Below are 20,705 nucleotides of genomic sequence, written 5' to 3' on the forward strand. Positions count from 1 at the left end.
AGTCCACCGTGCGGCCTCTCGGCGTGGGAGGGTCAAGCGGTGGACTCTCCCCCAGGGGGAGCGTTCACAATGAGGGCATGCTGACCATCGGGGAGTTCTCGCGGCTGACCCACCTGAGCGTGCGGACCCTGCGCCGGTATCACGAGGCGGCCCTGCTGGAACCCGCCGTGGTCGACGATGCCACCGGTTACCGCTACTACGCCGTCGACCAGATCCCGACCGCGCAGGTCATCCACCGGCTCCGCGAGCTCGACGTCCCCCTGAGCGACGTCCAACGGATCCTGCGGACCCCCGACCCCGGCGTCCGGGCGGCCCTGGTCGCGGACCACCTGCAACGTCTCGAGGCCGAGCTCGACCGCACCCGGGCCGCGGTCGTGTCGCTGCGCCGCCTGCTCCGGCCCGACCCCGCGCCGATCGACGTCGAGCTGCGCGCGGAGCCCGCCCGGACGGTCGCGGCGGTGGAGGCCGTCGTCGGGCATCACGACGTCGAGACCTGGTACGCAGGCGCGATGGCCGAGCTGGAGTCCGCCGTCGGGGCCACCGTGACCGGGCCACCGGGCGGCAGCTACGACAACGCCCTCTTCGAGCAGGAGCGCGGTCACGCGCTCGTCTACCTGCCGACCGCGACGCCGCTCCACGCGGGGCGCGTGCACCCCACGACCCTGCCGGCCGCGGAGCTCGCCGTCACCACCCACGTCGGCGAGCACGACGGCATCGAGGTCACCTACGGCGAGCTCGGGACCTGGGTGGTGGAGAACGCGATGTCGGTGGCCGGCCCGGTGCGCGAGGTCTACCTCGTCGGTCCTCGCGACACCAGCGACCCCGCTGCGTGGCGCACCGAGATCGGCTGGCCGGTCTTCCGCGTCACCTGAGGCGGTCAGGCCACGGCCAGCAGGATCAGACCGAGCGCCGCGCCGACGAACACGACGGTGTTGCGGGCCTTCTGGAGGGTCCAGGTCCAGTCCGGGAATCCCGCCTCGGCGACCTGGAGCAGGGCCGGGACGTCGACGCCGGCCAGCTCGGGGTCGTTCTTGCGGCGGAAGGCGGCCTGCACCGATCGCACCGCGGTCAGGTTGCTGTAGACGATGACGCAGTTGCCGAGGAACAGCAACGACAGCACCACCAGGTTCACCGGACGCATCCAGTCGAAGCCGGCGAGGGTGAGGCCCGCCGCGGTCACCAGTAACGCGGCGATGCCGCCAGGTGCCCACCATTCGTGCCCGCTGGCGTCGAACCGCATGCCGTTCTCGCGCAGGGCACTGGTTCGTACGCCTTGGCGGGCGAGCTCGGCCTCGGCGCCGGCCATGGCACGGGCGCCGTAGCGGTGGCGCACGATCGGGATGCTCAGGAAGGCCGCGGCGGCTGCGAGCTCGACGGCGATGACGACTGCGTTCATGGTGGTGCTCCTCTTCTCTGGGATCGATGGGCACCACTGTCCGGGTATGACGCAGCGTCAAGGTCAAGAGCGACCTGTCGAGCACGGCGGCAACGGCTGCTCAGCCGTTCTGCTGTTCGATGATGCGAGCGATCTCGGTGAAGCCTCGGTGGCGGGCGTGCTCGAGCGGGGTCACGCCGTCGCGGTCGGCGATGCTCGGGTCGGCGCCGTGCGCGAGCAGGCTGCGGACGACCCGCTGCCAGCGGTCGGAGCCCTCCCCGAGGATCACGGCCTCGAGGAGCGCGGTCCAGCCGAGGTCGTTGACGTGGTCGACGTCGATCGCGGTCTTCGCGACCCGCTCCACGTAGTCGGCGTGGCCGCGCTCGCTGGCGGGGATGATCGAGACGCCGCCGTAGCGGTTGCGCACGGTCAGGTCGGGGTCGGCGGTGAGCAGCAGCTCGGCCATCGGGACGCTCCCGGTGACACCGGTGACCAGCCAGGGGGTGTCGTGCTGGCCGTCGAGGGCATCCGGGTCGGCCCCCAGGTGCACCAGCAGACGGGCCGCCTCGAGGCGGTCGCCGGTGACCGCGAGCAGCAGCGGCGTACGCCGGTTGCCGTCCCTGGCCTCCAGATCGGCGCCGCCGCGGAGGGCTGCCGCGGCCGAGTCCGCATCACCTGCCGAAGCGGCACGCAGGAGCCGGGCGTCGCCATCGGTGACCTCGGAGGAAGCCGTACGCAGCGTCGACACGATCGCGTCGAACCCCCGCTCCTCGGCGTGCTGGAGCGCGGTCTTCCCGTCCCGGCCCGCCTCGATCGAGATGTCCACGCCGGCCGCGACGAGCACCCGGACGGTGTCGGCCGCGTCCGGGCCGTCGTCGCCCAGGACGACCGCCTCGTGCAGCGCGGTCCAGCCCAGGTTGTTGACGTGGTCCAGGTCGATGCCGGCCTGCACCAGACGCCCCACGACGTCGGCGTGGCCGCGTTCGGCGGCGCGGATCAGCGCGGTGCCGTCGTAGGAGTCCTTGGCGTTGATCTCGGCGCCGTGGCGGAGGGTCAGGTCGAGCAGGTCGACGTAGCCTTCGCTCGCGGCGATGAGGTACGCGCTCTGCTGGGTGTCGTCCTGGTGGTTCACATCCGCGCCGGCCAGGATCAGCTCGCGGGCGCGGGCCACGTCGTTGTCCCAGGCGGCCTTGATCAGCTGCTCGTTCATCCGCTCTCGCTCCTCGGGGTCGGGGGTGCTTTCCGCCCGTGTCGTCGGGGCGGACGCCGAGCTCGACGGAGAGCTCGATGGAGACGGTGCGGCGGTCTCCGACGGCACCGCGGCGCAGCCTGCCAGAAGCACGGTCAGCGCCGCGGCGGACAACGACCACCGCAGGGAGGAGGTGGTCATCGCGGCATCCGGGCGGTGACGATCTCGTACGGCCCCTGCGCGGTCTGCTCGTCGAAGTGGCTGTCGACCAGCAGCATCCGGCCGTCGAGCAGCTTCCCGGTGGTGAGGACGCGGTCCGGATCGGTCGCCCGCGTCGAGATGTTCTCGGCGGAGGTCGCGGAGCGGTTCAGCTCCAGGTGCACGATCTGCTTGTCGAAGTTGCGGATCACGACGAGGTCGCGACCCTGCCGGATGAGGCCATCGGCGTTGCGCAGGTTCGCTCCGTCGGTGTCGATCGCGCTGACCTCACCGGTCGCGACGTCGAAGCGCCACAGCTGACCGGTGTTGCCCTGGGCGACCACGAACGCCGACTGGTCGGTGCTCGTCACGATGCCGCCGAGGTTGAAGCCCTCCTGCCGGGTGATCAGCGAGCTGCCGTCGGCCCACTCGGTGGCCTCCCAGCCGTCGGCGCCCTCGGCGACGCGGATGATCGTCGGGTCGTTGGAGTTGGTGAAGTACGCAGCCCCGTCAGGTCCGATCGCGACGTCGTTCAGGAACGCGTCGTTGTCAGGGACGCGAAGCGCCGCCAGGAGTTCGCCCGAGGGGCCGTAGACCCACAGGTCGGGGCGGTCGTTGCCGGTGCCGTTCGGGCCGCCGGCGATGTAGATGCGGCCCTCGTCGTCCACGGTGATCCCGCGTGCGGTGTAGCGGCCGTCGGTGCCGTCACCGGCCAGCCACTCCTCGGCCTGGGCGCGGTCGGCGGAGCCGCGCTGGATCTCGCCGCCGGTGACCTCGCTGACGTAGAACCTTCCGGACTCGCGGTCCACGCCGATGCCCTCGAACTTCGAGCCGCCCTGGGCGAACGACTCGCCCTCGAGCAGGTAGCTGGCCGGGCGGCCGTGGCCCTCGGCGGCGTTGGCCGCGGTGCCCGTGCCGAGGGCGGTGAAGGACAGGGTCGCCGAGGCGGCGATGCCGGCCAGGCCGGCGAGGGCGGCGATTCGGGACGTACGCATGGTGGTGCTCCTCAGGGTGATCGGTCCGGTTGTTCGGGCTGATGCCTCAACCATCGCCGTCGGGGAGGGGCCCGGACATCGGGTGACCGGCGACGTCTGGATAGCCGTTCGGCGACACCCCGGATAGCCGATCGGATGATGCCGGGACGCTGCGACCGGCCTAGCCTGGAACGACCATGTCGACCGAACCCGCGCCACCTCCAGGCCCCGTCTCGAGCGCCGGTGGGATCCTGGCCGGCCAGGCGTTGCTCGACCGCTGGCTCCACATCTCGCTGGTGGTGCTCGTCGTCGCCTCGGTCGCGCGCTACCTGCAAGGACACGGCTTCGGTGACCAGGCCGAGGTGGTGCTGCCCGGCGCCGCCGTCCTCCTGATCGCGTACGCCGCGGGCCGCCGCCTCGCCGGCACGGCCGCGGTCGTCTGGCTGGCCGCGGTCGTCGCCTGCTGGAGCGTGCTCGCCCTGATCGCCCCGTCGTTCTCGTGGGCGGCGGTGCCGCTGGTCTTCCTGGCGCTGCGGGTGCTGCCGTTCCGCTGGGCCGTGGCCGTCACGGTGTTCCTGGTCGCGGTCGTCGCGGTCGCCTGGAGCCGGATGACCGGCCTGGCCGACCCGACCGTGCTGCTCGGCCCGGTCTGCGTCGCCGTGCTCGCGGTGACCGCCTACCGTGCCCTCGAGCGCGACGCGGTCACCCGGCGCGCGCTCCTCGCAGAGCTCGAGGCGGCCCAGGACGAGGTCGCCGACGCCGAGCGTCGAGCCGGTGTCGTGGCCGAGCGGGCGCGGCTGAGCCGGGAGATCCACGACAGCGTGGCCCAGGGCCTGACCAGCATCAACCTGCTGCTCCAGGCCGCCGACCAGGAGTGGGAGTCGCGCCCGGCCGACGCCCGCGACCATGTCGACCAGGCCGCCGCCATGGCCCGCTCCTCGCTCGACGAGGCGCGGCGGGTCGTCCGCGACCTCGCCCCCACCGAGCTGACCGGTGGCTCGGCGCTGGTCACCGCCGTACGCCAGGTCGCCGAGGACGTCGCCGCCACCACCGGTCTCCGCGTCCCGGTCCACGTCCACGGCGACCCGCACGAGGTCGGCGGGCGGGTGGCGACCGCCGTCGTCCGCACCCTGCGGGGTGCGCTCGCGAACGTCGCCGAGCACGCCGGCGCGACCACAGCGGTCGTCTCGCTCACGTTCCACGAGGGCGGAGTCGCCCTGGACGTACGCGACGACGGGGCCGGGTTCGACCCGGCCGGCCTGAAGGACGAGCCGGACGGGCTGCGCGGACACGGCCTGGCCGGGATGCGAGCCCGTGCCCGCCTACTGGGTGGAGACTTGGTCATCGAGAGTGCCCGGGGCGAGGGCACGGTGGTCGCGGTCTCGTTCGCGGCCGGACAGAGCGGAGCGGAGGAGCGTCGTGGCTGAGCAGCGCATCCGGGTGGTGCTGGTGGACGACCATCCGGTGGTCCGGGCAGGCGTACGCGCCCTGGTGGACGCCCAGGACGACCTGGACGTGGTCGGTGAGGCGGCCGACTCTGCCCAGGCCGTCGCGGTCGTCGGCGAGACGAGGCCCGACGTGGTGCTGATGGACCTCAGCCTCGGTGACGGACCGGGCGGAGCGGAGACCACCCGGCTGGTCCGCGACCTGCCCTCGCCGCCCCAGGTGCTGGTGCTGACGACGTACGACACCGAGGCCGACGTCCTCGAGGCCGTCGACGCCGGCGCGGCGGGCTACCTGCTGAAGGACGCGCCGCCCGACGAGCTCTTCCGCGCCATCCGTGGCACCGCCCGCGGCGAGACCGTGCTGGCGCCATCGGTGGCCACCCGGCTGCTGCAGCGGGCCGCCTCGCCGACGCCGAAGGTGAGCCCGCGCGAGGTCGAGATCCTCCGCCTCCTGGCCAAGGGCCTGGGCAACAAGGAGATGGCCCGCGAGCTCTTGGTCAGCGAGGCGACGGTCAAGTCCCACCTCTCCCACATCTACACCAAGCTCGGCGTCGACACCCGCGCCGGCGCCGTCGCCACGGCCATCGAGCGCCGCATCCTGCGACCCTGACCCCGGCCCTGACCCGGCGCCGGCGTCCGGCACGTCTCAGCAGGTCGCGAGCAGCATCGGCTCGAGCAGGAGACCCAGGTCGTAGATCGGGTCGGCGCTGTCCCAGTTGCGGCCGGTCCAGCCGAGCGTGATCTGGCGGGTGCCGTCCGGCGAGCCCCAGCTGATCGACTGCGCACCCATGTGGGCGCCGTCGTGGCCGTAGAGGAACTCACCCTCGTGGCACGGGTCCGCGACCCGGTAGATCCCGAACCCGTACGACGGGTCGGCGCTGCCCGCGATCGGCGGCAGCATCTTCTCGACCGATGCCGGGCTCAGCAGGCGTCCGGTGAGGAGCGACTCGTTGAGGTCGGCGAGATCCTCGGTCGTGCTGGTCGCGGCACCGGCGGCGTGGAAGATGCTCGGGTGCAGGCCGGTCATCGGCCGCCAGACACCCTCGTAGTGGCCGGCGTCCTCGAGGAACGGGCCGCGGTTGCGGGCATCGGTCGGGTAGGCGCTCTGCCGCATGCCGGCCGGTTCGAGGACCCGGTCGCGGACGAGATCCTCGATCCGCTGCCCAGTCTCCTTCTCGAGCATGACCCCGAGCGCGACGTAGCCGTAGTTGGAGTAGGAGAAGTCGGTGCCGGGCTCGAAGAGCCAGCCGGCGTCGCGCATGAAGGCGAGGTGCTCGGCCTCGGAGTAGTACTGGCCGAGCGCGTCGATCAGCTGGTCCCACGAGGTCGGATCCTCGACGCGGTCGAAGAGGATCTCCTCGGGCCCGCGCGGGGCGCCGGAGGTGTGGCTGAGCAGGTGCTGGATCGTGACGCCCTCGGGGAAGGTGCCCGGCAGGAGGTCGTTGGCAGGCGTGTCCAGGGTCCAGCCGCCACGCTCGACCTCCTGCATCACCAGGGTCGCGATCAGCGTCTTGGTGTTGCTGGCGATATGGAACCGGTCGCCGGGCCGGACCGGCTTCTTCTTCCCGACCTCGCGTACGCCACCCGCCCCCGACCACTCCAGCCCGGGCGTCTCGACCCGGGCGGTCACGCCCACGGCGCCGTCGGCGACGAGCGCGTCGACCGCACGGTCGAGGTCGGCGGCGGTGGGAGTCGCCGACCGCGCCCGCAACCCCTTCCGCTCGGCGGCGGCCCGTTCGGCGATCGCGGTCGCTTCCCGGGTCAGTGCGGTCGGGTCCGGCGCGACGCGCGCCGGCTCGGGCTCCGGATCGGCGTACGCCGCCGGCACGGCGGTCAGGGGAAGGAGCACCGCGGCGATCGCTGCGGTGCCCGTGCGGACGATGGTCCGAGACATGGGTGCTCCTGTCGTCGTCGACGTTTCGCAGCCATCGTTCCGGGCCCGGGCGTAGGCCCGCATCAGCCTGGAGTCGGAGATCGAGGCGCCGCTGGTCAGTCTCGAAGCTGACGCCGCAGGGCGCGAGCGGCCTTGCCCTTGCGGGAGAAGAGGTCGCGACGCTCGGCCGGGCTCATCGGAGCGAGCTTCTCGAGGACCGCGGCGGGGAAGCCGGCGACCTCGGGAGCCTCGCCGATCGGCACGGTGGTGTGGACGACCGGAGCGCCGGGGATGCCACCGGCGCCCTCGTCGTAGAGGTGGACCAGCGAGATCGCCTGGTGGCCGTCGACGGAGGCGGAGTAGCGGTCGAGGGTCGCGGGAGCGGCGGTGTAGCAGCTCGCGGAGGCGACCGAGACGGGGATGCCGGCGAAGGTGGTGCTGGTCGAGTAGTGCAGGTGACCTGCGAGAACGGCGCGTACATCGGTGCCCTCCAGCACCGGGGCGAGCCGGTCCTGGCCGTCGAGCTCGATGATCACGCTGGCCTCGTTGAGCGGGAGCGGGACCGGCGGGTGATGCATCGCGAGCAGGGTGCCGTGCGGCGCCGGCTCGGCGAGCACCTCGGCCAGCCACTCCAGCTGGGGCTCGGTGATGTCGCCGTGGTGCCAGCCAGGCACGGTGGTGTCCAGGGCGATGATCCGCAGCCCGTCGATGTCGTAGACCCGGTCCTGCGGCTCGTCCGACGACGACCCGAAGAGCACCTCGGAGTAGACCTCGCGCTCGTCGTGGTTGCCCATCACCCAGATGATCTCGGCCCCGAGGTCCGCGGCGACCGGCTCGACCTGCTTCCGCAGACGTACGTAGGCGTCGCGCTCACCCAGGTCGGCGAGGTCGCCGGTGAAGACGATCGCCTGCGGTGGGGTGGTCATCCCGCGCAGCCGGTCCAGCGCCCGCTCGAAGCCAGGCTCGGGGTCCACCTTGCCGAAGATCCGCCGGTCCCCGGCATAGAGGTGGGGGTCGGAGAGGTGGGCGATCGTATGACGCGGAGAGGGATACTGGCCGAACTGCACGATGTCCAGCGTAGAACGCACTTGGAGGTTGGCGGAGAACTCCCAAGTCCCGCTTGGAAGTTCCCATCAACTTCCAACTCAAACCCCTTCCGAGTGGTAAGTTGACCGGCCATGGATCCGGAGAGGTACGACGCTCCGCAGTTCGGCAGGGCGACCCGCGAGCCGGGGAACAAGTGGGCCTACTGGTACTACCGGCCCGCCGACATCCCGCGCGACCTGCCCCTGCAGCCGCTCACCGTGAAGGCGCTCTCGGACGCCGACGCCGCGCTGGGGCGGCTCCAGGGGGTGAGCGCGCTGATCCAGGATCCCGAGCTGCTGATCGGCCCCTACCTGACCCAGGAGGCGGTCGCCTCCTCCCGGATCGAGGGCACCCAGACCTCCCTGGAGGAGGTGCTCCAGGACGAGGTCAGCGGTCAGGCGACGAGGAGCGAGGACGTCGCCGAGGTCAAGGCCTACCTCGCCGCGACCCGTCAGGGCTTCGAGCTGATCAGGAGCTGGCCCCTCAGTCAGCGACTCGTCCTCGAGCTCCACAAGACCCTCCTCACCGGCGTCCGTGGCCAGGAGCGCCATCCCGGTGAGTTCCGGCGCACCCCGGTCTGGGTGGGATCGCCGACCGACAACCCCACGACCGCCGCGTACGTCCCACCCCTCCCGTCCGACCTGCCGGAGCTGATCGCCGACTGGGAGGCGTACGTCAACGTCCCCGACCTCAGCCCGACGCTGGTGCGGTGCGCGCTGATGCACTACCAGTTCGAGACGATCCACCCGTTCCTCGACGGCAACGGACGGATCGGGAGGCTGCTGATCAACCTGATGCTGATGGAGGAGGGGCGGATGACCACGCCGCTGCTCTACCTCTCGGGCTACATCGAGGCCCACCGCCAGACCTACTACCAGCGGCTGCAGAGCGTGCGGGAGCGCGGTGAGATGCAGGAGTGGCTGCAGTTCTTCCTCACCGCGGTGCGACGCTCCGCCGAGGACGCCACGACCAGGTCCGAGCGCCTGGTCACGCTCCGGGAGAGCTATCTCGACGAGGCCGCCACCTCGCGGGCCAACCTGTCGGGGCTGGTCACGCTGCTATTCGCCAACCCCTACCTGACCGTCAGGCGTGTCCAGGACGCGACCGGCCTGACCAACCAGGGCGCGCGCAACCTGATCCAGGACGCCGAGCGGCGCGGGTGGATCGAGGCGGCCGGACGGTCGGGCCGCGGCGGCCGCCACTACTGGATCGCCCGAGCGGTGATGGATGTGATCGAGGAGCCGCTGGCGTACGACTGAACCTGACTGAACCTGGCGGAAAGCGTGCAGGTGGCCCCGGCTGTGCACGTGTGCACAGCCGGGGCCACCTGTGTGACGTTGCCGAGCGGTCGGTAGGGGGTGATCACTCGGCCACGGTCAGCTGCCTCAGAAGGAGCCGAGAGGAGACATCGGGTTCGGGACCGCGCCGACGGGGAGGCCGTCGAGAGCCGGGTTCTCCATCGGGAGCAGGAACGAGACCTGGTCCAGCTCGCTGTCGGACAGCTCGGACGGCACCGCGCCGCCGAGGATCTTGTCCATCACGATGCCGGGCGCGCCGACGTAGGCGCCGGAGACGGCCAGGGCGGCACCGTTGCCGACCTGGTGCGCGCCACCGTCCCAGTTCACCCAGGCCTTCTTCTGCGCCGGGCTCAGCTCGTCGCCGGTGGCACCCATCAGGATGAGGCCCGGAGCGCCGACCCAGGCGCCGCTGACCATGCGAGCGGCGCCGCCGGTGGCCTGGCCGGCGCCACAGATGAAGCTGGCCCAGGCCTTCTGGCTCGAGGGCGAGAGGTCGGAGGCGCCGGAGGAGTTCTCCGCGATGCACTCGGCCTCGGTGCGGTTGTGGTGGGTGCCCTCGTCCGCCGTGGCGGTGCCGGTGGTCAGTGCGATGGCGACACCCGAGAAGGCGGCGACGGCCGCGGTGCGGCGGAGCAGCCCTGTCATCTTGTTCATTTCGTACCTTTCATCGATCAACTCGAATTGAAACATCACGCACGGATGCGACCCCCGGACCGATAACAGATGCATCGATACGTTCGCATCCGGGAAGTGATGCTAAGAGGAGCAACGGCCATTGGGCCAAGTCGACACGGCTGTTTTCATGTCAACTAGTGCCGAATGAAATGTAATGACGTAATTTTCGAGAATCTGCAACGTTCTTGTCTGACAGTGCGTAAATGCGCAGATGGCCCGGTCGTGCGCGAACGCACGGCCGGGGCCATCTGGGGACGGCGCCGATCAGATCGTGGTGGGAGCTACGGTCGGTCGGCGGTCGTCATGTCGACGCTCAGAGGGACCCGAGAGGAGCCATCGGGTTCGGGATCTGGTCGGTGGAGACACCGTCGAGCGCCGGGCTGTCCTGCGGGATGAGGAACGAGACCTGCTCGAGCTCGCTCGGCGACAGGTCGCTCGGGGTCGCCCCGCCCGCGATCTGGTCGAGGATGATGCCGGGGGCACCGACGTAGGCGCCGGCGACCATCATGGCGGCACCCTCACCGATCTTGTGGCCACCCTCGTCCCAGTTCTCCCAGGCAGCCAGCTGCTCCGGGGTCAGGGGCGAGCCGGTCGCGCCGGCGAGGATCAGGCCCGGGGCGCCGACCCAGGCACCGCTGACCATCTGGGCAGCGCCGCCGGTGACGTAGGAACCGCCGAGGATGAAGTCCTCCCAGGCCTTCTGCGACGAGGGGGAGAGGTCCGACGCCGCGGTGCTGACGGCGGTCGTGGTGTCGGCGTCGACGGGAGCAGCCGTGGCAGCTCCGGTGGTCAGTGCGAAGGCGACACCCGAGAAGGCGGCGACGGCCGCGGCGCGGCGGAACAGCCCTGTCTTCTTGCTCATTTCATACCTTTCGTCGTCAATTCGAATTGAACGCAACGCGGTCCATGGGTCGAAAACACTCGCTTACGACACGTCCACGTGCGCTCCACGACGCTAGGGACACTCAGTGACCGGATGTCCGTGCGACACGGCATCGCGATTACCAAGTCGAGGTAAACGTTCCATACCGCCTGGTAATACGGTGCCGGGTTGGGTTAATCGCTTCTCGGCGCGGGTAGGCCACGCTAGATTGCCGCGTCCTTTCTCGGGACCCCCACCTAGAAGGCTTCGATGAGCTCGGCAACGTACGCACCTGTGATCGCTGATTCCCGGCGGCCGAGGAAGGGCGGCAGGGTCGTCCTGTCGGTGCTCCTCGGTCTGCTCGGCGCACCGCTCCTTCTCCTCGGAGCGGGCCTGGCCATCGCGGCCGGGCCCGACGACGTCGTGATGGGCAAGGAGACCCCGATCGAGCAGGGCGCGGCGTACTCGACGCCGGAGGCGTTCGCCTTCGACCGGCTCCCGGTCACGGTGCGGGTGGAGGCGATGGGGGAGGCGTACGTCGGTGTGGGCAACCCGGTCGACGTCCTCGACGTCGTCAAGGGCACCGACGCCGTCGAGATCGCCACGACCCCGCTGACCAGGGTCAGCGGTGCCGCCGGGTCGGGGGAGACCGTGCCGGATGCCTCCCGGGCGCCGTGGTGGCACGAGAAGGTCTCGGGCTCCGGGACCCAGGAGCTGGACGTGACGCTCACCGGGGAGCCGGTCTCGTTCCTGGCCGCGAGCCGGGACGGGGCGCCGATCAAGCTCGCCTTCGGCTACCGGATCGACGGGATCTTCGTGGTCGCCCTGGGTGTCGCGGGCCTCGGTGCCCTGCTGATGGCCGGCGCCGTCGTCCTGCTCCTGACCGGGAAGCGTGCGCGCCCGGGCGCGTGGCAGCCGCCCCAGCCGCCGGCTTCGTACGCGCCGCCGCACCCCGCCCACCCCGCCCACCCCGCTCACCCTGCTCACCCGACCCAGCCGGCCCGCCCGGTCATGACGGGGCCGGCGCCGGTTCGCCCGGCCGCGCCGCGCCCGCCCGCCGGCGGGCTCTACCGCCGGCTGGGGATGGCGGCCGGGATCGGCGTCGTGGCGTTCTCGCTCACCGGGTGCTCGATGCCCACCTCCGTCGAGCTCGACGCGGCCAGCAAGGTCTCGCTGCGAAGGGACGACGTCGCGGACCTCATCCAGGACTGGAGCAAGCGCAACAACAAGGCGATCAAGGCCAACCAGCCCGGGAGGTGGAAGGCCGAGGCGTGGGCCAAGGCCGACAGCGGCCCGGTCCTGGCCAAGGACCGGCTCACCTCCGCGGTGAACGAGGGCTTCGACGTCCGGGACCGTCCGCCCACCTGGACGGCGGTGCCCGGACGGGTCTGGTCGGTGCAGCTCAGCGAGTACCCGATGTGGGCCGTCGTGGAGATCAGCGTCAAGGGCGCGAAGAAGAAGTCGAAGCTGACCCGCCTGGCCGTCTATGAGCAGCACGACGCCCTGTCCCCCTGGAAGGTACGCAGCAGCCTCGGGGTCAAGAAGAAGGTCGTCCCGCCCGAGGTCGAGGGCGCGGCCCCGGTCTCGGCAGCGGCGACGAAGCAGGTCGCGGAGATCGCCGCCGAGATCGACGGCTACCTCGAGAAGCCCGGCAAGATCGACGGCCTCGACGGCTTCAAGAAGCTCGCCGAGCCGGGTGACGAGCTCTCCGCGTACGCCTCGGACATGGGTGTCGACATGGTCAGGGTGACCGCCGAGCCCTTCGACGATGCGAGCACCCACGCGGTGCAGACGCCCGCGGGCGTCCTCGCGATGCTGGACTTCACGACCGACACGATCGTCGGTGGCCAGGGCACCGAGTGGGAGTGGAACCCGCCCTTCGACGAGTTCCGCAGCCGGGCCGGCAAGAACCTGTCCATCCGGACCGCGGTGACGGTCGCGGTGCTGGTGCCGAAGGACGGCGACCCGTCGGTCCTCGGGGTCGAGTACGGCGAGATCCTGGGCGCCAAGGTGAAGAACTGACCCTCAGGGTTCATCCGCTGATCGCACGATGCTCGCGTGAGCGGCGGGTGGGCGTTCCTGCCGAGGCCTAGCGTCGAGGCATGGATCATGCTGCGGCCGTGAGCCTGGCCATCGGTGCATGCGTCCTGTTCTCGCTCTCCGCCGCGGTCCAGCAGCGCGCCAGCGCGCTCGCGCCCGGACGCAGCGGCGGGCTCTCCGGGGTCGAGCAGCTGATGCCGGCGCTGGTGCGCAACCCGCTGTGGGTCACCGGCGCGGTCATCAACGCGACCGGCTTCGGGGTGCAGGCGGTGGCGCTCCATCTGGGGTCGGTCTCGGTGGTGCAGTCGGTGATGCCCACGCAGCTGCTCTTCGCACTCATCTTCGCCTCGCTCGCCGCCCGGCACTGGCCGACGGCCGCCGACTGGGTCAGCGGGGCGGCGATCTGTGGCGGCGTGATCCTGCTGGTCACCGACGACCATCGCGGCGGCACCTATGCCGACGTGGGCCGGGTCGCGCTCTTCGCCGGGTGCGTGGCGGTCGTGATCTGCGTACTCCTGCTGGTGGCGCACCGGTTCCCGCCACCGGTCGCGGCGGCGACCACGGCGGTCGCGGCCGGGTGTTCCTTCGCGACGACGTCGGTGCTGCTGAAGATCACCGCGGACCGGGCGGCCGACGACGGCATCGGCGGGCTGCTCACGCTGCCGGCGTTCTACGGGCTGCTGTGCACCTGCGGTCTCGGGATCGTCCTCACCCAGGCGGCACTCGCCGCCGGGCCGCTGCCCTGGGCGATGGCGGCGATGACGATCACCAACCCCACGGTCTCCTACGTCGCCGCGGTGGTCGCCTTCGGTGCGTCCGCCCCCACGCCCTGGGTCGCGGTGAGCGCCGGGGCGCTGCTGGTCACGGGGATCGCCGGGCTCGCCCGGTCACGCTCGGCGGGAAGGTGGACGCCGGAGCAGCCGGAGCCGACCGGGATCCGAGTGTCCTAGGACCGGTCCTGCATCGACCGCGGCCAGGAACGCCGCCGGGTCGACCGGGGCTTGAGGTGCTCGGGAAGCGCGCTGATGTAGGGCGCGGCATGCCGGCACTCGCTGCAGGTGACGTTCCTGTAGTCGTACGTGGTCGGCGGATCTTCCCCGTACGCGCGGCACGCCGGGCCGAACGAGTCGGCGAAGTGCGTGGGTTGCTGCAGTGTTACCTGGTCGGCTTCAGCGGTGACTTTCGTTGAATCGCTCATGGTGAAATCCCTAACGAGACAACGGCTCATGCGTAACGCCGAGCTCTCCGGGCCGCTTGCCGCTGCCGAGAACGAGCGAGGAGATAGGTCGGCGCGGTCTCCCGCGCGAGGCTCTGGTGGAGCTCCAGCATGTGCTCGATCGTGCGCGACCAGGGGAACTGCTCGGCCCGCTCGCGGGCCGCGTGCCGGGTGGCCACCACCGGTCGCTCGGCGACCTCGATGACCGCGTCGGCCAGCGCCGCCGGATGGGCGGATGCCCAGGCTCCGCACCTGGCATCGATGAGCTCGCGGGCGCCGCCGCGGTCGGCGGTCACCACCGGCGTACCGCTGGCGAGAGCCTCCAGGACGGCCAGCCCGAAGGTCTCGCGGGGGCAGACGGAGAGAGCCACGTCGGCCTCGGCCAGCGCCCGGGCGATCCGGTGGCGGTCGGAGACGTGCCCGTGGAAGACGACCGGCGCTCCGGCGGAGAGGGCCTCGATCTCGGCACGGTGCGGCCCGTCGCCGTAGACGTCCATGCGTACGTCGAACCCGCGGCGGTGCAACTCGACGGCCGTGGCGACGGCGAGATCGGGGGACTTCTCCCGTGAGAGGCGGCCGACGTGGACGAGCCGCAGGGTGTCGTCGCGGTGGCCGGGGGCGGGCGAGAAGCTGTCCAGGTCGACGCCCAGCGGCACCTGCGCGATCGGGCAGCCGACCGCCGCGGCCAGCGGCTCGAACTCGCGCCGGGCGTAGTCGGAGGTGACCAGCACCTGGTCGAAGGAGCGCACCAGCATCCGGTTGAGCAGCGCGGTGGAGACCTTCGAGGTGGTGTCCATCCCGGTGTAGGTGGGCATGTACTCGTCGAGCCGCTCGTGGGAGAAGAGCACCGTCCCGATGCCCTGGCGCCGGGCCCAGCGGGAGACGGGCAGCATCGTGAACTTGTCGCTGACCTCGAGGCTCGTCGGGTTGAAGCGGGTCAGCACGTCGGTCACCCGCCACGGCTCGATGATCAGCCGGTAGCCGCCGCCCACGCGCGGCGCTCTCAGCTGCACCACCTCGCCGAGGTCGGTCGAGGTGACCGAGTCGTACGGGCCGGGGACGACGAGGAGCCGGTCGTGACCCGCCTCCAGGTAGCCACGGGCGAGGGCCTCCAGAGCCGTCTTCATCCCGCCGGAGGTGGGGCCGACGAAGTTCGCGAGCTGAGCGATGAGCACGGCCACATCGTGTGGCATCGAGGTAGCCCCTCGGCGACCTCGATGTGACGTCGGTATGGCGAGGCAACGTACGAGATATGGTTGAAGATATGACCAACCTGGACGCGCATCCCACCCCTGTCGAGTGCGTCGGTGGAGACGGGGACGAAGGCGTCGAGATCCAGATCATCACGCCGCGAGACGTGCCGCTGGGCGGTCCGCGGGCGATGAACGTACGCCGCACCCTTCCCGCGCGCGCCCGCTCGCTGATCGGCGCCTGGTGCTTCCTGGACCACTACGGTCCCGACGACGTCGTGGTCTCCGGCGGCATGGAGGTGCCGCCCCACCCGCACACCGGGCTGGCGACGGTCTCCTGGCTGTTCACCGGGGAGATCGAGCACCGCGACTCGGTCGGCACCGTGGCGATGGTGCGCCCGGGCGAGGTCAACCTGATGACCGCCGGCCGCGGGATCTCCCACTCGGAGAACTCCACCCCCGAGACCACCGTCCTGCACGGCGCGCAGCTGTGGGTCGCGCTGCCCGACGAGTTCCGCGACGTCGAGCCGGCGTTCCAGAACCACGCTCCCACGCCGATCGAGCGCGACGGGGCGACCGTGCGGGTCTTCATGGGGTCGCTCCTCGGCGCCACCTCGCCGGTGCGGACCCACTCCGAGATCCTCGGTGCCGAGATCCTGCTCGAGCCCGGCACCCGGCTCGAGATCCCCGTCGACGAGCGGTTCGAGCACGGCGTACTCGTGGACACCGGTGAGGTGTCGCTGACCGGCCTGGGCGCGTCCGGACCGGCCTCGGCCGAGGTGGAGAAGGACTCGCTCGCCTACGCCCCTCCGGGCGCCACCACGCTGGTCCTGCAGGCCGGTGAGGCGTGGACCCGGCTGCTCCTGCTCGGCGGTCCGCCGTTCGGCGAGTCGATCATCATGTGGTGGAACTTCGTCGGCCGCACCCACGACGAGGTCGTCGGCTACCGCCAGGAGTGGCAGGACCAGGTCACCCGCGGTGGCGGCGAGGTGGTCGAAGACTCCCAGGACCTGGCTTCCGGTCGGTTCGGCGTGGTCGAGGGCAACCATCAGCGGCCGATCCCGGCGCCCCCGCTGCCCAACGCGCGCCTCCGCTCGCGGTCTTAGGTCGGGCCCGCGCCCGTGCTTAGACTGCAGTCGTGAGTGACGAATCCTCAGACCCAGGGGTCGTGCTGGCGGTGGCGGTGGGCCGCAGCCGCAGCCAGGCGGCGGTCTTCGACCTCGCCGGACGCGAGCTGGCCGGCGACACCCGCGACCACGAGGTCGGCATCTCCGCCGAGGTGCTGATGCCCGAGATCGTCGAGCGGATGACCAAGATGGTGACCTCGATCGACCTGCCGGTGCTGGCGATCGGGATGAGTCTTCCGGGCGTGGTCAACCCCGACCTCGGGATGAGCATCGACACCCCGGCGATGGGCGGCTGGGACGGTGTCCAGCTGGCCCCCTACTTCACCGCGCTGACCGACGCCCCGCTGATCCTCGCCCACGACGCCCACGCGCTGGCGCGCTCGGAGCTCTTCAACTCCGACCATCCCGTACGCAACGCCCTGGTCGTCAAGGCCTCGACCGGTCTCGGGATGGGCATCATCGTCGACGGCAAGGTCGTCACCGGCGCCCTCGGGGCGGCCGGCGAGATCGGCCACACCCGCATCGACGCGGCCGGGGACCGGCCCTGCCGGTGCGGCTCGACCGGCTGCCTGGAGACGGTCGCGTCCGGCTGGGCGCTCGCCCAGCGGCTGACCGACTCCGGCGTCCCCGCCGGTCACGTACGCGACCTGGTGGCCGCCGCCCTCGCCGGTGACGCGGTCGCGCGCGGGCTGCTGCGCGAGGGCGGGCGACAGCTCGGCGAGGTCGTGGCCACCGCCGTCAACCTGCTCAACCCGGAGGTCGTCGTCATCGGTGGCGACATGGCCGGTGCCTTCGACCTCTACACCGCCGGGGTGCGCGAGAGCGTCTACGCCCGCTCCAACCCGATCGCCACCCGCGACCTCACCTTCATGGCCCAGCTCCACGGTGACTCCTCGGGCCTGGTGGGCTGCGCCGCGATGGCGATCGAGTCCATCGTCGCGCAGTGATCGTCGGCCTGCTCTGGCTGCTCGGGTGCCAGCTGGCCGGAACCGCGATCGTCGAGCTGACCGGGATCCCGCTGCCCGGCCCCGTCGTGGGGATGCTGCTGCTCTTCGTCGTCCTGGTCCTGCGGCGCCGCGACGGCGAGGACGACCCGGTCATCCAGGTCGGCGACTACTTCCTCTCCCACCTGCAGCTCTTCTTCATCCCGGCCGGGGTCGGCGTGATCGCCTATCTCGCGGTCATCCGTGAGGCGGCGGTGCCGATCGTCGTCGCGCTCCTCGGCTCGTGGTTCCTCGGGCTGGCGACGGTCGGCTGGGTGCTCACCCTGTTCCTGCGCCGCGTGCCCGAGGCCGCCGGCAGCGAAGGTGCGCCGGGGGAGGAGATCGAGTGAGCGTCATCCTGTGGCTGTTCGTGACGGTGGCTGCGTACGAGCTCGGGCGATGGCTGCGCAGCCGCACCCGTTCCCCGCTGGCGCAGCCGGTGGCGGTGGCGATCGTGATCGTCGGCTCGCTGCTGGCCGTCAGCGGCACGACCTATGACGACTACGCCGACGCCACCACGCTGATCAGCTTCCTGCTCGGTCCGGCGACCGTGGCGCTGGCGATCCCGCTCTACCACCAGCTCGCCCGGCTGAAGGGGATGGTGGTGCCCGTCCTGGTCGCGCTGACCGCCGGCGCGGTCGTGTCGATCGCCAGCGGCATCCTGCTGGTGCGCTGGTTCGGCGGCAGCGACGTGCTGGAGCGGACGATGGCCACCAAGGCCGTCACCGCTCCGGTGACGATCGCGCTGGCCGAGCGGCTGGGCGGCTACCCGGAGCTGTCGGCGTGCTTCGCGATCGTGATCGGCACCTTCGCGGCGATGGTCGGACCGCGGGTCCTGACCCTTCTCCGCATCCGCGACCCGCGAGCCCGCGGCATCGCCGTCGGTGCGGTCTCCCACGGCATCGGCACCGCCCGGATGCTGGAGGAGAGCCGCGTCGAGGGGGCCTTCTCCGGGCTCGCGATGGGGCTGACCGCGGTTGTGACATGTCTCCTGGTCCCGCTGGTGGCGTACTTCCTCCGCTGAGCCCACGACCCGCCTAACGTTGATGTCATGGCCCGTGTGCACGCCTTCACCGACGACGTACTCGGCACTCTCGACGCGGTCGGGGTCGCCGAGGCCCTGCGGCGCGGCGACCTCAGCACCGCGGAGGTGGTCGAGGCGGCCATCGCCCGGATCGAGGCGGTCGACCCGGCCCTCGGCGCGATGGCCTACCGCACCTTCGACCGGGCGCGGATCCAGGCTCGTGAGCCTCGGGCAGGGTTCTTCGCGGGTGTCCCCATCCTGATCAAGGACAACACCGACGTCGCCGGCGTGCCCACCAGGAACGGCACGGATTCGTACGTCATGCCGCCGGCGTCGCGCAACGGCGAGATGACCAAGCTGCTCTTCAAGCTCGGCCTGCTCTCGCTCGGCAAGACCCAGCTCTCCGAGTTCGGCTTCTCGGGCACCGCCGAGCACGCGCGGCTCGGGGCGGTGCGCAACCCGTGGGACACCACCCGCGTGGCCGGTGCCTCGTCGGCCGGCTCCGGTGCGCTGGTGGCGGCAGGGGCCGTGCCGCTCGCCCACGGCAACGACGGCGGTGGCTCGATCCGGATCCCGGCCGGTGCCTGCGGGCTGGTCGGGCTCAAGCCGACCCGCGACCGGATGCCGCAGGACCCGCTCTACGGGCTGCTGCCGCTCAAGATCGTCACCGACGGCGTGCTGACCCGCTCCGTACGCGACACCGCCGCCTTCTTCCGGGAGGCGGAGCGGGCCCACCACACCTCGTTGCCGCCGATCGGGGACGTCACCGGACCCGGGTCGAAGCGGCTCCGCTTCGCCGTCTTCACCGGCGCGCTCGGGCGCGAGGCCAGCCCGGAGGTCGCCGAGCTGACGCTGAAGACGGCTGCCGTGCTGGAGGAGCTCGGCCACGCCGTCGAGACCGTGCCGCCGCCGGTGCCCGCCACCTTCGCCGACGACTTCGTCCTCTACTGGGGGACCCTCGCCGTCGCCCTGGTCAACGCCGGCCCGCTCCGCGGCAAGACCTGGGACCGGAGCCGGCTCGACAACCTCACGGTCGGTCTCGCGCAGCACACGATCAAGAACGCCAAGTACGTCCCGGCCGCCATCGTCCGGCTGCGCAAGGCACAGGCGATCGCGGAGGGGTTCCACGCGGCGTACGACGTCGTCCTGACGCCCACCGTCGCGCACGAGACCCCGGAGATCGGCCGGCTGGCGCCGAGCCAGACCTACGAGCTCGTCATGAAGAGGCTGATGGACTGGGTCGCGTTCACGCCGTGGCAGAACGTCACCGGTGGTCCGGCGGTGTCGTTGCCGGTGCAGCAGACCGTCGCGGGCCTCCCCCAGGGGATGATGTTCGGGGCGGCGCCGGGACGCGAGCGAATGCTGCTCGAGCTGTCCTACGAGCTCGAGGAAGCGATGGGTTTCGCGCGCATCTGGGAGGCCGATCGTGGCGCCGAGGACCCCGCTGACCTGGGATGATGCAGTCGGTGGCGGGAAGGGCCGTGCCGATTTGTTGAGCATCGCGCCGTGCCGTAATGTTCTCTTTCGCAACGCCCCTTTAGCTCAGTCGGCAGAGCGTCTCCATGGTAAGGAGAAGGTCTACGGTTCGATTCCGTAAAGGGGCTCTGGAGTTCGGGACCCGCAGTAGGAATACTGCGGGCCTGATTCCTGTTGAGGCGGGGTAGCTCAGGCGGTTAGAGCGCACGACTCATAATCGTGAGGTCGCGGGTTCGATCCCCGCCCCCGCTACCGCCAAAGACCGCATCACCTCGATCAGCACCGTAAGGAAACTCCTGTGGCCAGCAAGAGCAGCGACGTTCGCCCGAAGATCACCCTCGCTTGCACCGAGTGCAAGGAGCGGAACTACATCTCGAAGAAGAACCGTCGGAACGACCCCGACCGGATCGAGCTCAAGAAGTACTGCCCGCGTGACCGCAAGCACACCGTGCACCGTGAGACCCGCTGATTCAGCTTCTAGGTAGAGCGCGACGCTGATCTGCGCTCCGAACGCCCCGCCCCCGCCACTGAATTCCAGATGGCCGGGAGGCGGGGCGTTCGTACTTTTGCCGAGGCGTCACCCCCGTGGGGGGCGGGGGGGGCCGCCCCCCCCCCCCCCCCGCCCGCCCCCCCCCCCCCCCCCCGCCCCGGGGGGCGAGGGTCCGCCCCCCGCG

21 protein-coding genes and 2 tRNA genes are annotated in these 20,705 nt (G+C 71.2%); 15 read left to right on the forward strand and 8 right to left on the reverse strand.

The genetic code is table 11. The features are described 5' to 3' along the window. Positions 1–77 precede the first annotated feature (77 nt). Positions 78–872: a MerR family transcriptional regulator gene (locus tag ACZ6WN_RS03295; protein ID WP_465862670.1), complete on the forward strand. Its 795-nt coding sequence runs from the start codon at positions 78–80 to the stop codon at positions 870–872. A gap of 5 nt (positions 873–877) precedes the next feature. On the opposite strand, the gene ACZ6WN_RS03300 is transcribed toward ACZ6WN_RS03295, so the two are convergent. Together ACZ6WN_RS03300 and ACZ6WN_RS03305 are read right to left on the reverse strand one after the other, a co-directional pair. After that, complete coding sequence (locus ACZ6WN_RS03300) at positions 878–1,396, reverse strand: hypothetical protein (RefSeq protein ID WP_465862671.1); 519 nt, start codon at positions 1,394–1,396, stop codon at positions 878–880. A gap of 100 nt (positions 1,397–1,496) precedes the next feature. Next, positions 1,497–2,585 (reverse strand): ankyrin repeat domain-containing protein, encoded by a 1,089-nt coding sequence (locus tag ACZ6WN_RS03305; RefSeq protein ID WP_465862673.1) that lies wholly within the window; start codon positions 2,583–2,585, stop codon positions 1,497–1,499. Between the two features lie 25 nt (positions 2,586–2,610). Here ACZ6WN_RS03305 and ACZ6WN_RS03310 point away from each other — a divergent pair, with 25 nt between their 5' ends. Next, positions 2,611–2,784, forward strand: a complete 174-nt coding sequence (locus ACZ6WN_RS03310) for a hypothetical protein (RefSeq protein WP_465862674.1) — start codon at positions 2,611–2,613, stop codon at positions 2,782–2,784. On the opposite strand, the gene ACZ6WN_RS03315 is transcribed toward ACZ6WN_RS03310, so the two are convergent. After that, entirely contained in the window at positions 2,762–3,757 is a 996-nt protein-coding gene (locus ACZ6WN_RS03315) for an SMP-30/gluconolactonase/LRE family protein (RefSeq protein ID WP_465862675.1), read from the reverse strand. The genes ACZ6WN_RS03310 and ACZ6WN_RS03315 overlap by 23 nt on opposite strands. A 176-nt stretch (positions 3,758–3,933) precedes the next feature. Here ACZ6WN_RS03315 and ACZ6WN_RS03320 point away from each other — a divergent pair, with 176 nt between their 5' ends. Both ACZ6WN_RS03320 and ACZ6WN_RS03325 read left to right on the forward strand, forming a co-directional pair. Next, the gene (locus tag ACZ6WN_RS03320; RefSeq protein ID WP_465862676.1) at positions 3,934–5,163 is read left to right on the forward strand and encodes a sensor histidine kinase; all 1,230 of its coding nucleotides are present in this window, start codon (positions 3,934–3,936) and stop codon (positions 5,161–5,163) included. Continuing rightward, on the forward strand, positions 5,156–5,791 hold the full coding sequence (locus ACZ6WN_RS03325) for a response regulator (protein ID WP_465862677.1): 636 nt from the start codon (positions 5,156–5,158) through the stop codon (positions 5,789–5,791). The genes ACZ6WN_RS03320 and ACZ6WN_RS03325 overlap by 8 nt, the downstream gene beginning before the upstream one ends. Before the next feature lie 36 nt (positions 5,792–5,827). Here ACZ6WN_RS03325 and ACZ6WN_RS03330 read toward each other — a convergent pair whose 3' ends face one another. After that, entirely contained in the window at positions 5,828–7,075 is a 1,248-nt protein-coding gene (locus ACZ6WN_RS03330; protein WP_465862678.1) for a serine hydrolase domain-containing protein, read from the reverse strand. A 95-nt stretch (positions 7,076–7,170) separates the two neighbouring features. Beyond that, positions 7,171–8,121: a metallophosphoesterase gene (locus tag ACZ6WN_RS03335; RefSeq protein WP_465862679.1), complete on the reverse strand. Its 951-nt coding sequence runs from the start codon at positions 8,119–8,121 to the stop codon at positions 7,171–7,173. A gap of 111 nt (positions 8,122–8,232) precedes the next feature. On the opposite strand from ACZ6WN_RS03335, the gene ACZ6WN_RS03340 reads away from it, so the two are divergent. After that, positions 8,233–9,399 (forward strand): Fic family protein, encoded by a 1,167-nt coding sequence (locus tag ACZ6WN_RS03340; RefSeq protein WP_465862681.1) that lies wholly within the window; start codon positions 8,233–8,235, stop codon positions 9,397–9,399. Between the two features lie 126 nt (positions 9,400–9,525). Here the strand turns inward: ACZ6WN_RS03340 and ACZ6WN_RS03345 are convergent, their stop codons facing one another. Both ACZ6WN_RS03345 and ACZ6WN_RS03350 read right to left on the reverse strand, forming a co-directional pair. Next, positions 9,526–10,092, reverse strand: coding sequence for a type III effector (locus ACZ6WN_RS03345; protein ID WP_465862683.1), 567 nt, complete (start codon positions 10,090–10,092; stop codon positions 9,526–9,528). A gap of 334 nt (positions 10,093–10,426) precedes the next feature. Continuing rightward, positions 10,427–10,975 carry a type III effector gene (locus ACZ6WN_RS03350; RefSeq protein ID WP_465862684.1) on the reverse strand — a complete coding sequence of 183 codons (549 nt, stop codon included), beginning with the start codon at positions 10,973–10,975 and terminating at the stop codon, positions 10,427–10,429. Positions 10,976–11,245: 270 nt separating this feature from the next. Here ACZ6WN_RS03350 and ACZ6WN_RS03355 point away from each other — a divergent pair, with 270 nt between their 5' ends. Then, entirely contained in the window at positions 11,246–12,997 is a 1,752-nt protein-coding gene (locus ACZ6WN_RS03355; RefSeq protein ID WP_465862685.1) for a hypothetical protein, read from the forward strand. 80 nt (positions 12,998–13,077) lie between these two features. Further along, entirely contained in the window at positions 13,078–13,965 is an 888-nt protein-coding gene (locus ACZ6WN_RS03360; protein ID WP_465862687.1) for a DMT family transporter, read from the forward strand. A gap of 274 nt (positions 13,966–14,239) precedes the next feature. Here the strand turns inward: ACZ6WN_RS03360 and ACZ6WN_RS03365 are convergent, their stop codons facing one another. After that, entirely contained in the window at positions 14,240–15,424 is a 1,185-nt protein-coding gene (locus tag ACZ6WN_RS03365; protein WP_465862688.1) for a glycosyltransferase, read from the reverse strand. 71 nt (positions 15,425–15,495) lie between these two features. Here ACZ6WN_RS03365 and ACZ6WN_RS03370 point away from each other — a divergent pair, with 71 nt between their 5' ends. The 8 genes from ACZ6WN_RS03370 to rpmG all read left to right on the forward strand — a co-directional run bounded on the left by ACZ6WN_RS03370 (position 15,496) and on the right by rpmG (position 20,500). Beyond that, the gene (locus ACZ6WN_RS03370) at positions 15,496–16,527 is read left to right on the forward strand and encodes a pirin family protein (protein ID WP_465862690.1); all 1,032 of its coding nucleotides are present in this window, start codon (positions 15,496–15,498) and stop codon (positions 16,525–16,527) included. A 32-nt stretch (positions 16,528–16,559) separates the two neighbouring features. Beyond that, a complete protein-coding gene (locus ACZ6WN_RS03375) occupies positions 16,560–17,495 on the forward strand; it encodes an ROK family protein (protein WP_465862691.1) in 936 nt (311 codons plus the stop codon). Next, entirely contained in the window at positions 17,492–17,881 is a 390-nt protein-coding gene (locus tag ACZ6WN_RS03380; RefSeq protein WP_465862693.1) for a CidA/LrgA family protein, read from the forward strand. Before ACZ6WN_RS03375 ends, ACZ6WN_RS03380 begins: the two co-directional genes overlap by 4 nt. Then, the gene (locus tag ACZ6WN_RS03385) at positions 17,878–18,555 is read left to right on the forward strand and encodes an LrgB family protein (RefSeq protein WP_465862694.1); all 678 of its coding nucleotides are present in this window, start codon (positions 17,878–17,880) and stop codon (positions 18,553–18,555) included. The genes ACZ6WN_RS03380 and ACZ6WN_RS03385 overlap by 4 nt, the downstream gene beginning before the upstream one ends. 27 nt (positions 18,556–18,582) lie before the next feature. After that, the gene (locus tag ACZ6WN_RS03390; RefSeq protein WP_465862695.1) at positions 18,583–20,013 is read left to right on the forward strand and encodes an amidase; all 1,431 of its coding nucleotides are present in this window, start codon (positions 18,583–18,585) and stop codon (positions 20,011–20,013) included. 73 nt (positions 20,014–20,086) lie between these two features. Next, a tRNA-Thr gene (locus ACZ6WN_RS03395) sits at positions 20,087–20,159 on the forward strand. 50 nt (positions 20,160–20,209) lie between these two features. Next, positions 20,210–20,283, forward strand: a tRNA-Met gene (locus ACZ6WN_RS03400). Between the two features lie 46 nt (positions 20,284–20,329). Further along, the gene (rpmG, locus tag ACZ6WN_RS03405; RefSeq protein WP_045551858.1) at positions 20,330–20,500 is read left to right on the forward strand and encodes a 50S ribosomal protein L33; all 171 of its coding nucleotides are present in this window, start codon (positions 20,330–20,332) and stop codon (positions 20,498–20,500) included. Positions 20,501–20,705 lie beyond the last annotated feature (205 nt).

It is taken from the genome of Nocardioides sp. NPDC054178, assembly GCF_055585005.1.